The sequence below is a fragment of the Pandoraea iniqua genome, assembly GCF_902459685.1.
GTDB classification, from domain to species: Bacteria; Pseudomonadota; Gammaproteobacteria; order Burkholderiales; family Burkholderiaceae; genus Pandoraea; species Pandoraea iniqua.
Genome location: NZ_CABPSF010000006.1, coordinates 255,208 through 271,866 on the forward strand (window position 1 = coordinate 255,208; position 16,659 = coordinate 271,866).

A 16,659-nucleotide genomic window follows, 5' to 3' on the forward strand; every position below is an offset into this window, starting at 1 on the left:
CGAGCCGCCCGGCTGTGCTGTGACCCCGACAGGCCCGGCTTTTCGGACGGCTCCGATGGGCCTCGGCGCGGCCCTTTTGTTATGCTTGCGAACAGTCGCTCTGCCGTGGGTTTCCTTGGCCGCTTGAGATGAGTTTCAACGCCCCCGGCCCTTAGCCTTCCGTCCCATCAGGTCGCCACACCCGCATGCTCCACTTATTCTTCTCGAACCGGTTCACTACGCTCGAAGCCGCCTTGCTGCGCGATCTCGCACAGGCGCCGGGTGATCCGATGCATTCGGAAACCATCGTCGTGCCAAGTGTGGCGGTGCGCCGCCGGCTCGAACTGGACTACGCCGACGTGTTCGGCGTGTGCGCCAACGTGCGGCTGACCTATCTGGCGCAATGGCTGTGGGACATGGCGGGCAAGCTGCTGACGGTGCCCGAGAGTTCGCCCTTCGCGCCCGACCGGCTCGTCTGGCCGCTTTACCAGTGTCTCGCCCAGCCTTGGGTGAAGGCGTCGCCCCGGCTGGCGGGCTATCTGTCCGAGGCGGACGACGTCATGCGCTTCGAGCTGGCCGAGCGGTTGGCGCACATTTACGACCAATACCTGACGTACCGGCCGAACTGGCTCGAACGCTGGCAGACGGGCGACACGATTCCGACCCACGGGGCCGCCGGCTGGGGCGACGTGCAGCGTGACGACGAAGCGTGGCAGAGCGAGTTGTGGCGCCGGGCGTTGCAGCATCTCGATATTCGCGAGCGGCACCCGACGCTGCGCGCCATCGACCAGATCGAGCAACTGACGCCGGAAACGCTGCCAGCAGGCTGGCCCGCACGCGTGTCGGTGTTCGCGCTCTCCTCGATGCCGCCGCTCTCGATGGTGATGCTCAAGGCGATGTCGCGCCTGATCGACGTGCATCTGTACGTGCTCAACCCGTGCGAGAGCTACTGGTTCGATATCGTGCCACCGTCCCGGCTGTCGTATCTCAAACGGCGCGACGGGACGGCCCACCGGGAAGTCGGGCATCCGCTGCTGGCCGAGTGGGGCCGTCAGACCCAGTCGCACATCGACGCGCTTTACGCCGATCTTGCCCAGCAGGCGGTGGAAGACCGGGCGCTGTTTCAGCCGAATACCGCGCCGACGCTGCTCGCCGCGCTGCAAAACGGCATTCTCACGCTGGACGACGGCCGCTACGGCGTGCCCGATGGCGTGGGCGCCGACGGCTCGGTGGAAGTGCATGTCTGCCATAGCCTCGCGCGTCAGATCGAGGTGCTTCACGACCGGCTGCTGGCCTGCTTCGACGACATTCCGGATTTGCGGCCCGACGACGTGCTGATTACGGTGCCGGACCTCGGCAAGGCTGCTCCGCTGATCGATGCGGTGTTCGGCACGGCGACGCCCCGCATTCCGTATCTCGTGACCGGGCTGCCGCCTACGCGCACCAACCCGGTCGCCCGGGCGTTTGCGTCGATTCTGGCGTTGCCGCAACTGCGCGTCGCGGCATCCGACCTCGTGGAACTGGCGCGTACGGAGGCGGTGGCGCAGCGCTACGACCTCGGCGGCAACGTGCTCGATTCGATTCAGAACTGGTTGCATGCGGCCGGCGCGCGCCGTGGCTGGCGCGGCGACGCGCTGCTGCGCCTCGATGCGCAGGGCGCACACGTAAAGGCGGCGGACGCCGCAAACGGGACCCCCGCCTTAGAGCGCCACACGCTGGGCGACGCGATGATGCGCCTGTTCCTCGGTTACGCGTTGCCGGACGACGCGCTGCCGGTCGACGACTGGCTGCCGGTCGGGGGCATTGAAGGCGGCCGCGCGGAGTTGCTGGGAGAGCTGGCACGTCTGATCGACGATCTGGATGCTACGGCAGTCGCGCTACAAACCGAGCGCACGGGGCTGGCATGGCGCGATCAGTTGCTGGCCATGCTGGAGCAGTTCTTCTCGGATGATTCGCGCTTTGCCGACGATGTGGCGGAAGTGCGCATGGCGATCGAGCAAATCGGTTCGGCGATTGCCGACGGGGCGCCGGCGGTGCGTGTGCCGGTGGAAGTCGTTGCGCGCGTGTTGGCCGATGCACTGGACGACCCGACACGGGGCGGGGTGCCCTCGGGGCGCGTGACGTTCGCGGCGATTCCCAGTTTGCGCTCGTTGCCTTACCGCGTGGTGTGCATGCTTGGCATGGACGACGGCGTGCTGCCCGGGCGCGTGCGTGCCGATGAATTCGACCTGATGCGTGTGTTGCCGCAACGCGGCGACCGGCAGCGTCGCGACGACGAGCGCAATCTCTTTCTCGATCTGCTGCTGTGCGCGCAGGATCGATTCCTGATGACTTACACGGGGCGCAGCGTGCGCGATAACGCTCCGCTGCCGCCGTCGACCGCCGTGGACGAACTGCTCGATTTCACGGGACAACTGCTGGCCCCGGCGTCGCAGGGTTTTCACGTTGATGACCAGCGTGAGGCACGCGAGCGACTCGTCGTGCTGCACCCGCTGCAACCGTTCTCGCCCGCGTACTTCGACGGGCAGCATGCGTCGCTCTATAGCTACGACGTCTCCAACGGGGAAGCCGCGCGGCAATTGGCGGCACAAATGGCGGCGCCGGTACCGGACGCCGAAGCCCCGCCGTTCGTGACCGAAGCCCTGCCAGCGGTCGCACAGACGCACCTGACGCTGGACGACTTGCTGCGATTCTGGCGTCACCCCGGGCGGGCGTGGTCGCGCGACCGGTTGGGCCTGTCGCTCGGCGACGTGCTCACCGAGGTCGAAGACGATGAACCGTTCGTGCTCGACTGGGCCGGTCGCGACGCATTGGCCGCGCGACTCTTGCCGCGGTTGTTGCGTGAGGATGGCGGCGACGCCCGCACGCGAACCGAAGCCATCGAGCGCATTGCGCTGGTCAGTCACGAGTTACCCGGGGGAGCGACAGGGGCGGTATGGCGTCGCCGCGAGTTGGGTGGGCTTCGCGCATTGGCGTCGCAAGTGCGTGAGGCGCAGGCGGAAGGCACGCAGGAGATCCTGACGATGCTGCCGCTCGCCCCGGCACTGCCCGCCATGTGGCAGCAGGCGACGGATGCCGGCTGGCACGGTGATGCCACGCTGTCGGCACCGTGTCTGTTACAGGGGCGGCTAGCGCCAGTGTCGCGTTATGGCCTCGTGATGTATCGCTACGGCAGCATGCGTCCCAGCGACCTGCTGGCGGCGTGGTTGTCCCACCTCGCGCTGTGCGCCCACTTGCAGCAACCGGCGCACGCGGGGCTGGACATCGCAGCGCGCACGCTCTGGTACGGCGAGGACGAGACGTTCGCGCTACGCCCGGTGGCGGACGCCGCCACGTTGCTCGGTGAGTTGGTGGCGTTATACCGGCTGGGGCAGACACGGCCGCTGCCATTCTTCGCACGCAGCGCATGGAAGCTCGCGAGCACCGGCAAGCGCAGCGACGCCGAGAGTCAATGGGAGGGCTCGGCGTTTGCCCGTGGCGATGCTGACGACCCGTACACCCGGCTGGTGTGGCGAGGGGTGGAGGACCCGCTGGCCGCGCCGTTCGACTTGCTTGCGAACACCGTCTTCGGTCCGTTGGCCGCTCATCTCGAACTCGTGGAGGGCGCATGACGCAGCTAATCGACCTCGACGTCTTCCACTGCGATCTCGATGGCGTTTGCCTGATCGAAGCGTCGGCCGGCACCGGCAAGACGTGGAATATTTGTGCACTGTACGTGCGTCTCCTGCTCGAGAAGCACCTTACCGTCGAGCAGATCCTCGTGGTGACGTTCACCAACGCAGCAACGGCCGAACTGCGCGAGCGTATTCGTGGCCGGCTGTCGGGGCTGGTCGCGGCCATGGCACCGATGTTTGGTGAGGAAGACGCAGGTGGGGGCGGCGATGAGGGGGGGGATGATGAATTTCCAGACTTCGATCCCGACGCCAGCGACGATCCGCTCTTTACCGTGATGATCGCCGGGCTGATCGAGCGCGGCGAGATGTCGGTGAAGCAGATTCGCGAGTGCCTGCAAGCGGCACTGCGTGGCTTCGATCAGGCATCGATCCATACGATTCACGGCTTTTGCCAGCGCGCGCTTGCCGAAGTACCGTTCGCGGCAGCCTTGCCGTTTGCCTATGAACTGGTGCCGGACGATAACGGCGTGCGCCATGATTTGGCGATCGAATTCTGGCGTCGCGTGGTGGAGCCGCTGGCCGCGCAAGACGATGGGTTTGCCGCGTGGCTGGTGGATCGAAAACGCTCGCCGGGCACATTGACGGACCAGTTGGCACGGCGTTTGAAAAAGCCGATGTCGACGCTGCGCTGGCCCGCCGCGGTGCGGGCCGAGGCTTCGACTGCCGCCGACGCTGCGCTGCTCGAAACGTATGCCGCCGCCCGCGAGTGCTGGGAGGCTGATGCGCAGGGCATTGCCGAACTGATGCGCAAAGCGCTGCCGTCGTTCAAGAAGAACATCTATCACGAGACGTCGTTGGCGCAGGCGGTCGCTGCGTGGCAGCGATATCTGAACGCCGGTGACGTTGGCGCACTGCTGCACACCAAGGCGGAGCTGCTCACGACGACGCGGTTGGCCAAGGACATCAAGAAAGGGGAGACGCCCCCCGATCACCGCTTCTTCGGGCTGGCCGACGTGTTGGTACAGGCGCGCGCCGACGCCGACGAGCGTTATGCGATGGCGTGGCTTCGTATCCTGCGTGCGTGGTTGAACGAGGCCCCCGATCAACTGGCGCAGCGCAAGCGCGAACTCCGCGTCGTGTCGTTCGACGATTTGCTGGGCAACATCTCGCGTGCGCTGACGCAGCACCCCGATCTGGCCGACGCCTTGCGCACGCGCTACCCGTGCGCACTGATCGACGAGTTTCAGGATACCGACCCGCTGCAATTCGCCATCTTCAATGCGGTGTATCGCGCGGGTTCGGCACTGACGGATGCGAACGCCGATGCCCGGGCACACGTCGACGGCGACGAAGGCGACGACGCTGAACTCGCGAAGAGCGGCCCGATGTTCATGGTGGGCGATCCGAAGCAGGCCATCTACAGCTTCCGTGCGGCAGATCTCCACACGTATCTGGCCGCCCGTGAAAATGCCGACGCGGCATACACGCTTGCCGTCAATCAACGCTCGACGCCCGCGATCATTCAAGCGGGTAATCGCCTGTTTGGGGCCAATGCGCGCGCGTTCGTGCTCGACGGTCTGGTATATCCGCCCGTGCGCCCGGGGCAGCGCCCGCGCCCGCCGTTGTCCGATGTGCGCACCGTCGCAGACTTCACCGTGTGGTGGTTACCGGAAGGCGAGGGCAGCGAGCAAGGCAAAGGCGACGGGCCGCTCTCCAAGGACGACGCCCAGCAAGCCTGTGCTCGTGCCACGGCGGCGGAAGTCGCGCGGCTGCTCTCCGGCGCGTCGCGCGGGGAGGTTCTGATCGGTGAGCGCGCGCTGGCACCGGGGGATATTGCCGTCATCGTGCAAACCCACCGGCAGGGTGCGCTGATGAAAGCAATGCTCGCCGAACACGCGGTGGGCAGCGTCGAACTCACGCAAGACTCGGTGTTTGCGAGCGACGAAGCGGAAACGCTGTTGCGCGTTTTGCGCGCCGTCGAATCACCCGGCGATGTGCGTGCGTTACGTGCTGCGCTCGCGACGGAATTGTTCGGACTGGACGCTTCGGCGTTGTTCCGAATGCAGACGAGCGAAGCGTCCGATGCGGAGGCGATCGCATGGATCGAACGGCTGCAACGCTATCGGCAGTTGTGGATCGAGCGAGGCTTTTCTGCCATGTGGCGCACGCTGATGCGCGAGTTGGGGCTGGCGGCGCGTCTGGTCTCGCAGGCAGGCGGCGAGCGGCGGCTTACCAACTTCATGCATCTGGCCGAGTTGGCGCAAGCCCGCTGGGCCGAGCAGCCGGGCATGCCGGCACTACTGCGCTGGCTGGCCTCGCAACGTAATACCAGCGGCGGGGAAGACGCGCAGTTGCGTCTCGAGTCCGATCAGAATCTCGTGCAGATCGTGACCGTCCACAAGTCGAAGGGGCTGGAATACGGTGTCGTGTTCTGCCCGTTCCTGTGGGATGGCGCCGTGCGTGACAGCGGCAGCCTCGACGGTCTGGAGTATCACGACGGGCCCAATGCGGTCATCGACTTTACCGAAGCCGGTGCCAAGGGTTCGCCGGCCCACGGCGCGCTGCGCCGCGAGCAGTCGGCGGAACAGGCGCGGTTGTTGTACGTCGCGCTGACCCGCGCGGTCTACCGTTGCTATCTCGCTGCGGGGATCTACACGTCGCGGCGCAGCGTGAAAGAGGCCTGCGGCGGCATGCTCAACTGGCTGGCCGCCGGAGAGGGCACGGCGTTCGACGACTGGATTTCGCCAAGCGTTGATGCCGATGCCCGCGTCGACACGATTCGTGCCGCATGGCAGGCGCTCGCCGGTGGCCCCGTCGACGTGATTCCCTTGCCGGTGGGCGATGCCTTGGGGAAGGGGGAGCGTATCGGACACGATGCGCCGCCCGAACTTTCCACTCGCACGAGCACGCGCGCGTTGCGCGAGGTGTGGCGTATCGGCAGCTTCTCCGGTCTGCTGGCCGGCATGCATGCCGGGCCGCAACTGGGGGGCGGGCAATTGAGTGCACCCGAGCGCACGCGCCCGGATTACGACGCACAAGCCAATGCTGGGCCGACGTTCGCCTTGCCGCCCGAAGGCGACGACACGTGGCCGCCGCCCGACGACATCCTGCGTTTTCCACGGGGTCCGGCCGCGGGCGAGAGCTTGCACCGAGTGTTCGAACTGGCCGATTTCACCGCGCGCGGCCAATGGCCGCAGGCGGTTACGCGTGCTTTGCGTGAGCGTCCGCCCGGGCTTGGCGCAGAACAGAACGACTTGTGGCGCGCGATGATGATGAGCATGCTAGGCGATACGCTGAACACGCCGCTGCGACCCGGTTTGCACCTGTCGGACGTCGCCATGACCGACCGGCTCACGGAAATGGAGTTCACGTACCCGGCTGACGCCGTGTCGCTCGATGCGCTGCGCGGTTTGCTGCGTCAATTCGGTTATCCCGATCTGCCGCTCGATGCCACGGTGCTGCGCGGCTATCTCAAAGGCTTTATCGATCTAGTGTTCCGTCACGGCAAGCAGTGGTGGATTCTCGACTGGAAGTCCAACTATCTGGGCACTGCCCCTGAGAACTACGGGCCGGACGGTCTGCGTGAGGCCATGGCCGAACACGGTTATCACCTGCAGTACCTGCTCTACACGCTGGCGCTGCATCGCTATTTGCGACGCCGTCTGCCCGACTACGATTACGACCGCGATATGGCGGGAAGTCTCTATCTCTTTGTGCGCGGCGTGCGTCCCGACTGGGCCGAGGCCAATCGGCTGGAAGACCATGTGCCGGGCGTCTATTTCGACAAACCGTCGCGCGAGATGGTCGATGCACTCGATCGACTGTTCGCCGCTGGCGAGAATGTAGCGCTCGCCGAGGCGTTGGCGCTTGATGGCCGTGACGGCCGTGACGGCAGCGATGGTTCCGATGATTCCGATGTTGCGGGCGATGCCGAAGGAGTTCGCGCATGAGCGAGGTCCTCAACCTGAACGATCCGGCTGGGTCTGCGCAAGCCGACACCGGCGTGGTGAGACTTGCGCAGGGTTTCGCCCGCCGCATGACGATGCTCGCACGCGGGCGTGGTGCCGACGAGTCGACATGCCGTTACGTCTGGCGCGCGGCACTGGCCGTGAGTCTGGCGACTGCCGAGGGGCACGTCTGCGTGCCACTCGACAACTTTCTCGATGCGCAGGCCAGTGGCGAGTTGTTCCCCGACGATTCGCCATCGCTGTCGGTGTGGCGCGATGCGCTTTTTGCCAGCGGCCTGTGCGCACCGGCCAGCCTTGCTGACGTGCTGACCAGCGACGCACAGTCTGACGCGTGGCCGCTGTTGCTCGACGAACAAGACCGCCTCTATCTGGCGCGTTACTACGTATATGAAGCGCGCCTCGCGGCGGCGCTCGGCCGCAAGCTGGCCACGTCGGAAACGACACCGGTGACGGCGCAGGATCGCGAACGTTTGCGCAAGTATTTCGGCGAAGGCGTGCTTGCCTCGTCCACCGCGTCAGATGGTCAGCCCGAACCGAACTGGCAGATGGCGGCAGCCGCATTGGCGCTGCAACGCTCGCTGGTAGTGCTCAGCGGCGGACCGGGCACCGGTAAGACGACCACCGTGGTGGGGCTGCTCGCGTGTCTGCTCGAACGCGACGCGAATCTGCGGGTGGCATTGGCTGCGCCCACGGGCAAAGCGGCGCAACGGATGCAGGAAGCGCTCACCGCCCGTCAAGACCTGCCTGAAGCCGTCCGGCAAGCCCTGCCCGAGGCGGCGCTGACGCTCCACCGCCTGCTGGGGGTGCTGCCCGAATCGGCGGAGCAGGTGGGACGACGCTTCCGCCATCACGCGGGCAATCCGCTGCCTTACGACCTCATCGTCGTTGACGAAGCCTCGATGATCGATCTGTCGATGGCCACGCAGTTGCTTGAAGCGGTGCCCGAGGGCGCGCGATTGATTCTGCTGGGCGACAAGGACCAATTGGCCGCCGTGGAAGCTGGTGCGGTGTTCGGCGAGATGAGTGCCAAACGCGCGTTTTCCGTCGATATGCGTGCGCAACTGTTACAGGCGCTGGGTTGGCCGAAGGGATCGCCGCCTGTGCACGGACCGCTCGCGCCAAACGCCCCGGCCGGTGTGTCGCGCGGGTTGGAGGATGCCGTGGTCTGGCTCGAACGGACTTACCGTTTCGGCGAGAACTCGGCCATCGGTCGACTGGCAACGGCGATCAAGACGGGGCGTGTGGCCGACGCACGCAAGGAGTTCACGACGGAAAGTGCAGAGCGCGTACTGGCATCGGGGCATGGGCGTGCGTCGATGACGTCGCCGTCTCCAGCGGCGTCCGCGCAGGCGTCTGCATCGGTATCGGCGGCAGCCTCCGATCGCGTCAGCCTCAGCGAAGACGGTGGTGTGCAGCTCTCTGTGGCCAATCTCAATGCGCTGGCGGACGGCTATGGGGTTTACCTCGACGCGTTGACCGATGCCGTGACGCTTATCGGCCAACTGGGCGATCCGGGTGCGGCGACGGCAGGTGACATCGCGATGGTGGCGCAGCCGGTGTTCGCGGCCTTCGGTCAGTTTCGGGTGTTGTGTGCAACACGGGGCGGACGCCGCGGCGTGGAATTCCTTGGGGCGCAACTCACCGCATTGCTGGCGCGTCGCGCGGGCGTCGCACTGAATGCTGGCGGCGGCGCTTGGTTCGCAGGGCGTCCGGTGCTGGTCACGCAGAACGAATACGCATTGAATCTGTTTAACGGCGATATCGGTATCGCGTTGCCGCTTGGGCCGGGTGGCGCGCTGCGAGTGGCGTTTGCCACCCCGGATGGCGGGTACCGGTTGTACTCGCCGGCCAGCTTGCCGGCACACGAGACTGCGTTCGCGATGACGATCCACAAGTCGCAGGGATCGGAGTTCGAGCGCGTCGCCATCGTGCTGCCCGAGCAGTCGAGCCGCGTGTTGTCGCGCGAGTTGATCTACACGGGCGTGACCCGTGCCCGCCGTCAGGCGTGGCTGTATGCGCCGTGGCAAGTCATCGCGTCGGCGATTCTGCGCCCGACGCAACGCGACGGTGGATTGACCGATCGGTTGGCGCAGGTCATCGAAGCCATGCCTTCGTGACCCGCAACCGTCAGGAAGTGGGCGTCTGTGTCTGAGACTGGGCCAGCTTCTGCGCCGCGATGGCGGCTTCGGCAACTGCGCCCATCCGGGTGACGAGCAACTGGTCGATCTTGTAGTTGTCGATGTCGACCACTTCGAACTTGTAGCCCATGGCTTCGGTCGCTTCCGACTTCTTCGGAATGCGCTTGAGCTGATAGATCATGAAGCCGGCGATGGTCTCGTACTCGCCCTCGCCGGGTAGCTCGTCGATGTCGAGCGCCTTTTTCACGTCTTCGACGGAAGTGACGCCGTCGACCAGCCATGAGTGCTCGTCGCGCTGCACGATCTGGTCTTCATCGGCCGGGTGGACCACGTCGCCCATGAGCGCGCCCACGATGTCGTTGAGCGTGACCACACCCACGACCATGCCGTACTCGTTGATGATGACGGCGAAGCTCTCGCGGGTTTCCTTGAAGCGGGCCAGCGCTTCCGAGAGGTTGAGCGTGTCGGGAATGACCAGCAGCTTCTTCGCGTAGAGACGGTCAAGGTTGCGAATCACGCTCGACAGGTCTTCACTGGCGATGCGTTGGAGCAAGTCTTTCGAGTCGACGTAGCCAAGCACGTTGTCGATTTCGCCACGGCACACCAGATACTTCGAATGCGGGCTTTCGATGATCTTGTGGCGGATGCTGCGCTCTTCCTCGGCGATGGTGAAGTACACCACGTCGTCGCGAAACGTCATGACCGAGCCGACCGTGCGTGACTCCAGTTCGAACACGTTTTCGATCAGATGCAGTTCCTGCTTGCGCAACACCCCCGCCTCGGCGCCCGCACCGACCATCGCGGCAATGTCTTCGGACGTGATGTTCTCGATAGCATGCGTGGGCAGCTTAAAGATGCGCAAAAACATGTTCGCGATGCCGTTGAAGATGAACACCAACGGGCGCAGCACCTTCAGGCAGAGCAGCATCGGGTCGATGATCGACATCGCGACGCGTTCCGGGTTGACCATAGCGAGCCGCTTCGGAATCAGGTCGGCGAACTGAATGAACGCGATGGTGATGAACAGGAACGAGCCGATACCGGCCAGTCGCAGCGCCATGGCCTGATCGGTGAACGACGAGAGCCAGTCGAACAGATAGCCGGTGAGGAAGCTCTCGCCAAGCACACCGCCGAGCACCGCGACGGCGTTCACGCCGATCTGCACGACGGTGAAGAAGTTGCCGGGCTGCTCCTTGAGCGCGAGCACTTTGATGGCCTGCTGGTCGCCCTTTTCCATGAGCACCTGAAGCTTGGTGCGCTTGGCGGCGGTCAGTGAAATCTCGGCGGCGGAAAAGAATGCGCTCGCGAGAACCAGCAGCAAGATACTGAAAAGAAAGCCGTAACCACTCATATTGTTGTCACCTGTAAGTACAAAGTCAGGCGCACAGCAGCGACGGGAGCAAGGCGGTGACGCCCCAAGACAGGGCGAAACCGGTTGCGCGGAGACATTTCGAAACAAGGCCGGGTGGCCATCATTTTGAGATGCCTTCGGGCTGGGGTGCGGAAAGCGCGTCCCCGGAGCGTTGGCGTGTGTGGCGATTTCGCGGGGGCGCAGCAGCCGCGTCGGCTGTGCCGCTGACCGATAGCATGCCATAAGTCCATGTCGCCCCGACAGCGGCATCCCGGCAACGTTCGCGTTGCGCGACGGACGTTCACTGTCTCCTGCCGGGCGGTGGCTCGCGCAAGCGGGGAGTGTGCGTGTGCAGAACCGACAATGTGCACAGTCCCTGTCGGGCATCGTGAACGCCGCTTCGACACCTTGTCGGGGCCGTGGCCGATGGCCACGCTCACCGCACTGACGGAGGACTTCACGATGCATGGCTTGCAACCCCTTTTTGCCGGGCTGACCGGACTGGCCACACACTCGCTGCCACAGGCACTGCTCGCGGACAGCCTGATCCGAAATACGCTGCAAGCGCCCGATAAGGGCTTTCCGCTACACCGTGTCGAAAACGCCCGGGCAGGGCACCCGGCAGAGGCGATCCGTGCCGGCGCGCTGCCGGCATCGCTGGTATCGCTGGTGTCGCTGGCAAGCGCCATGCAGGCGGATCTTCGCGAGGTCGCGAAGGCAACCGGTTCAACCGATTCCCCGTCGAAGCCGGCCGGCGACCAGTTCGATTCGGCAGTGTTACCGGCGTTTGCCGATCGTCTTGCCGGTGCGGGAGAGGCCCTGACGGCACTGGCTAAGACGAATGGCACCCAGCGCGCCGCCCCGGTCCTGTGCCCCTCGGCGCTGCAAACGTTGTATGTCTGCGCGGGACCGGCCGGATTCGACGCTACCCCGCGTGCCGCCGGTCAGCGGAATCACCCGGTGATCATGCCGGAGGCACGCAGCGAGCGCGCACAGATTTGCAACGAGGTCGTGAGCAGTGCACTACTCGGCACGGACGGACGCAACGGCACGGCAGCCTATGAGGTGCTTCGCTCCGATGTCGCGAAATCGGTGGGCGATACGGCGCGCCGCTGGACGGGCAAGTCCGATCTTGTCGGCAAGAAGGAGTGGGCGCAGGTGTGTCGCGTGCGAGACCCCGTGAGCACGTTCATCGAGCAGATCAACCTGCACCTGCATGCTGGCCGCCGCCAGTTACCCGCGCCGGACGCGACCGGCTGGATGCTGCGTGTCGCGCTCTCCACGGGGTCGCCGATGCAGCAGGCGATGGCACGCAACGATCTTCCCGCAACCGTTGCCGTGTGTTCCAACGACTGGGCCAAACTGGCGTTGGGTATCGAACAGATCGGCGACGGTCATTGGGGCATGCGGCACGCTGACGTCATGCAGTCGGCACGGTTGCCGGTGACCGATACGCAGTCTTTCACCGCGTTGGCGACATCGATGCACACGTCGTTGCGTCCGCACGAAGCCTGCCGGCGCCTGCGCAATGAAATGACGGCGCAGCATGTGCCGACGATCAAAGCGTTCGCTGGGAATGATGCCGAGGAGAACTACGACTATTCCGATGTTTGATGCACCACTAACGCATGACGTATAAGGCATAAAAAAACGCGTCCGGGATCACTCCCGGACGCGTTTTCTCATCGGCAAATCATCTGCCGGTCAGCTACCAATCAGCGACAAAACAACCGCTAATCAACAGCGTTGCCAGACCGTGCCATTCAACGCATCAATCAGGTGCGTTGATAAATCTCGGCACCCTTCTTCACGAACTCGACCGCTTTGACTTCCATGCCTTGCTTGAGCGCGGCTTCTTCCGTGAGGCCTTGCTTGGCAGCGTAGTCGCGCACGTCCTGCGTGATCTTCATCGAGCAGAAGTGCGGGCCGCACATCGAGCAGAAGTGCGCCACCTTGGCCGAATCCTTCGGCAGCGTCTCGTCGTGGAACTCACGTGCCTTGTCCGGATCGAGACCGAGGTTGAACTGGTCTTCCCAACGGAACTCGAAGCGCGCCTTCGACAGGGCGTTATCGCGAATCTGCGAGCCCGGGTGACCCTTGGCCAGATCGGCCGCGTGCGCTGCGAGCTTGTACGTGATGATGCCTTCCTTCACGTCGTCCTTGTTCGGCAGACCCAGGTGTTCCTTCGGCGTGACGTAGCACAGCATGGCCGTGCCGTACCAGCCGATGGTCGCGGCACCGATGCCCGACGTGATGTGGTCGTAGCCGGGGGCGATGTCCGTCGTCAGCGGTCCGAGCGTGTAGAACGGGGCTTCGTCGCAGTACTCGAGCTGGAGATCCATGTTCTCCTTGATGAGCTGCATCGGCACGTGACCCGGGCCTTCGATCATCACCTGTACGTCGTGCTTCCACGCAATTTGCGTGAGTTCGCCGAGCGTCTTCAGTTCCGAAAGCTGGGCTTCGTCGTTGGCGTCGTAAATCGAGCCCGGACGCAGGCCATCGCCCAGCGAGAAGGCCACGTCGTAGGCCTTCATGATTTCGCAAATCTCTTCGAAGTGCGTGTACAGGAAGCTTTCCTTGTGGTGCGCGAGACACCACTTGGCCATGATCGAACCGCCACGGCTCACAATACCCGTCATGCGGTTGGCGGTCATCGGCACGTAGGCCAGACGCACACCGGCGTGAATCGTGAAGTAGTCGACGCCTTGCTCGGCCTGCTCGATGAGCGTGTCGCGGAACATTTCCCACGTCAGGTCTTCGGCCTTGCCGTTGACCTTTTCGAGCGCCTGATAGATCGGCACCGTCCCGATCGGCACCGGGCTGTTACGCAGAATCCACTCGCGCGTTTCGTGGATGTGCTTGCCGGTCGACAGATCCATCACCGTGTCGCCGCCCCAGCGGATGGCCCACGTCATCTTGTCGACTTCTTCGCCGATCGACGACGTCACGGCCGAGTTGCCGATGTTCGCGTTGATCTTCACGAGGAAGTTGCGGCCGATGATCATCGGCTCCGATTCCGGGTGGTTGATGTTGTTCGGGATGATGGCGCGGCCGCGGGCGATTTCGCTGCGCACGAATTCCGGCGTGATTTCAGCGGGCAGGCTGGCACCGAAGTGCTGACCCGGGTGCTGGCGCGAGAGCAGCTTGGCAAGGCGCTCGCCCTGCGGGCCGGCGTTGCGCACGCTCTCGATGTATTCCTGACGGCGCAGGTTTTCGCGAATGGCGATGTATTCCATCTCGGGCGTGATGATGCCCTGACGTGCGTAGTGCATCTGCGTCACGTTCTTGCCGGCCTTGGCGCGGCGCGGCGTGCGGTGCAGGCCCGGGAAACGCAGATCGGTCGTCGCCGAGTCGTCGGCGCGCTCGCGGCCATATGCCGACGAAAGACCCGGCAGCGCTTCAGTGTCGCCACGTTCTTCGATCCATGCGGCGCGCACGGCGGGCAGGCCCGAGCGGATATCGATCTTGGCGTCCGGATCGGTGTACGGACCCGACGTGTCGTAGACGAAAATCGGCGGGTTCTTTTCGCCGCCGAAACTCGTGGGCGTGTCCGATTGCGAGATTTCGCGCATCGGAACACGGAGGTCCGGGCGCGAACCGTTCACATAGATCTTGCGGGAATTGGGCAGCGGTGCGATCGCGGCTTCGTCCACGCGCGCGTTGGCTGAGAGGAACTTCGGATTGGCGTTCATGCAATGTCTCCTGGCGGGGCACGTGTTGACGCCGACAAATTCGGCGCAAAGCGGCTCAGGAGCATGAACGGGGGCGAGTGACTTCTACGCTCCCTGCGCTGGCATTATCCAGATCAGGTTCTAAGGGTATTTCTCACCCACAACTCACGTTGCAGGACCCCTGCGCTAGCTTTGCGGCAACGATACACCGACATGACACGCGAACACAAGCGCGATATGTCCCGAAAACCATCCGAAAATTGTTCCAATGCGACAACAGAAAAATGTTGCGCTGCGTCATCCGCGGCGCGATTTTTCGTCGTCGTCGAACGCACGGGACAGGCGCTGGGCGACGTCGTTTGCACTCGCTTGCGGCACATTGGTGAAGCTCATGACGAGCGCCGGCGGTAACTGCCGCTCGATCCGGAAATACGACAGCGCCCCCGGCGCCAGCCCGTGGGCGTGGGCGGCCCGGCACACCGCACGATCGTCGCGATGCGGCTCGATCCAGCCCAGCAGATGCATGCCGCCGGCCTGTTGCGCGAGTTCGATGCGCCCGGGAAGGTGCTGCCGCAAGGCGTCGGCCAGTGCCGCGCGGCGCTCGCCGTAGAGCTGGCGCATGCGACGAATATGGCGGCTGAAATGGCCTTCCGTGATGAAGTCGGTGACGGTCGCCTGTTCAATCCAGCCGTGCACGGGCGAGAGCAGAGCGGTGGCCGCCGTGAAGGCGTCGCATAACGCGGGTGGCACGACGAGATAGCCAAGCCGCAGGCCGGGAAACAGCACTTTGCCGAAAGAACCCGCGTAAAGCACGCGCTCGCCGCCGTCCAAACTCTTCAGAGCGGGCAACGGCGCACCGGTATAGCGGAATTCGCTGTCGTAGTCGTCTTCGACGATCCACGCCTGATTGGCTTGCGCCCAGTTGAGCAAGGCGAGACGGCGTTCCAGCGATAGCGCCACCGACAGCGGTGACTGGTGCGAGGGCGTGATCACCGCGAGCCGCGCGTGGCGAGCACGACGCTCACCCTCGGCGACGTCGAGTCCGTCGTTGTCGACCGGCACTGGCACCAGCGTCGCGTTCACCATCCGCAAAGCTTCGTGCGCCCGGAAATAGCCGGGGTCCTCGCACCAGACGGCGTCGCCCGGCTGCAACAGCAAACGGGCGATCAACGCGAGCGCACCCTGAAAGCCCGTGGTGACGATGACCTGCGCGGGGTCGCAGTGAATGCCGCGCGCAATGGCCAGATAGCCCGCAATGGCCTCGCGCAGGGGCGACAGACCGGCGGCGTCCTGATAGCTGAGCGCGTCGGCGGGCAAGTGGCGGGCATGGCGTGCGGCGAGGCGCGCCCACAACTTGCGGGGAAATTCGTCGAATGCCGGCATGCCGTTCTGCAACGGCAATGGCGTGCCGTGCGCGCTAAGCGGCACGTAACTCGGGTTTTCGATGCGATGGTTCCGTCGCGGCGCGCGAGGGCTACCGTTCACGGCTGGCTCGCCAGTGTTCGTGCGGGCGGTTTTTTCGTCTCCGATGGAGCGGTGGCGGAGGCCGCGAGGCAACGCTTTGGCCGCCGCATCGAGCCGTGCGCCGCTCAAGTGTGGGTTCACGCGGCTGCCGGCGGCGCCGCGTCCGATCACGAAGCCTTCGGCCACCAGCCGCTCGTAGGCCGCTTCGACGGTGCCGCGTGCGACGCCAAGCTCACTCGCCAACGCGCGCGTGGACGGCAGCCGCGACGAGGGCGCGAGTTTGCCCGAGAGAATGCCCTCGCGAATACGCTCGTACAGCGCGCGGTAGGTGGGCATGCCGGTGGCTTGGGCGGCGTCGGCGAGGCGCAGGCCGCTCAGATCGGATGTGTCGCGCATAGGGACGGTCTCCAGCGTCTTTTTGGCCTACCGATTCTATTCGGTTTTGGCTCTTTTGAAGCAGGCCAAGAGGCCGTA

General features: G+C 64.8%; 7 protein-coding genes and 1 riboswitch. Of the genes, 4 read left to right on the forward strand and 3 right to left on the reverse strand.

Features of this window, described 5'->3' with window-relative positions; all coding sequences use genetic code 11:
- The first annotated feature begins 185 nt into the window (after nt 1–185).
- Genes recC through recD form a run of 3 tightly spaced genes read left to right on the forward strand, consistent with a single transcriptional unit; the run spans nt 186 to nt 9,678 of the window.
- The gene (gene recC / locus PIN31009_RS20580) at nt 186–3,590 is read left to right on the forward strand and encodes an exodeoxyribonuclease V subunit gamma (RefSeq protein ID WP_150791434.1); all 3,405 of its coding nucleotides are present in this window, start codon (nt 186–188) and stop codon (nt 3,588–3,590) included.
- Entirely contained in the window at nt 3,587–7,543 is a 3,957-nt protein-coding gene (gene recB / locus PIN31009_RS20585; RefSeq protein ID WP_150791435.1) for an exodeoxyribonuclease V subunit beta, read from the forward strand. Before recC ends, recB begins: the two co-directional genes overlap by 4 nt.
- Nucleotides 7,540–9,678 carry an exodeoxyribonuclease V subunit alpha gene (gene recD, locus PIN31009_RS20590; RefSeq protein ID WP_150791436.1) on the forward strand — a complete coding sequence of 713 codons (2,139 nt, stop codon included), beginning with the start codon at nt 7,540–7,542 and terminating at the stop codon, nt 9,676–9,678. The genes recB and recD overlap by 4 nt, the downstream gene beginning before the upstream one ends.
- Before the next feature lie 10 nt (nt 9,679–9,688).
- On the opposite strand, the gene paeA is transcribed toward recD, so the two are convergent.
- Nucleotides 9,689–11,050: a polyamine export protein PaeA gene (paeA, locus tag PIN31009_RS20595; RefSeq protein ID WP_058375750.1), complete on the reverse strand. Its 1,362-nt coding sequence runs from the start codon at nt 11,048–11,050 to the stop codon at nt 9,689–9,691.
- A gap of 363 nt (nt 11,051–11,413) precedes the next feature.
- On the opposite strand from paeA, the gene PIN31009_RS20600 reads away from it, so the two are divergent.
- Nucleotides 11,414–12,664 (forward strand): hypothetical protein, encoded by a 1,251-nt coding sequence (locus PIN31009_RS20600; RefSeq protein ID WP_150791437.1) that lies wholly within the window; start codon nt 11,414–11,416, stop codon nt 12,662–12,664.
- A 161-nt stretch (nt 12,665–12,825) separates the two neighbouring features.
- Here the strand turns inward: PIN31009_RS20600 and thiC are convergent, their stop codons facing one another.
- Together thiC and pdxR are read right to left on the reverse strand one after the other, a co-directional pair.
- Nucleotides 12,826–14,742 (reverse strand): phosphomethylpyrimidine synthase ThiC, encoded by a 1,917-nt coding sequence (gene thiC, locus PIN31009_RS20605; RefSeq protein ID WP_058375748.1) that lies wholly within the window; start codon nt 14,740–14,742, stop codon nt 12,826–12,828.
- 73 nt (nt 14,743–14,815) lie between these two features.
- Nucleotides 14,816–14,914, reverse strand: a riboswitch (TPP riboswitch).
- A gap of 104 nt (nt 14,915–15,018) precedes the next feature.
- Complete coding sequence (gene pdxR, locus PIN31009_RS20610; RefSeq protein ID WP_246185780.1) at nt 15,019–16,581, reverse strand: MocR-like pyridoxine biosynthesis transcription factor PdxR; 1,563 nt, start codon at nt 16,579–16,581, stop codon at nt 15,019–15,021.
- Between the last annotated feature and the right edge of the window lie 78 nt (nt 16,582–16,659).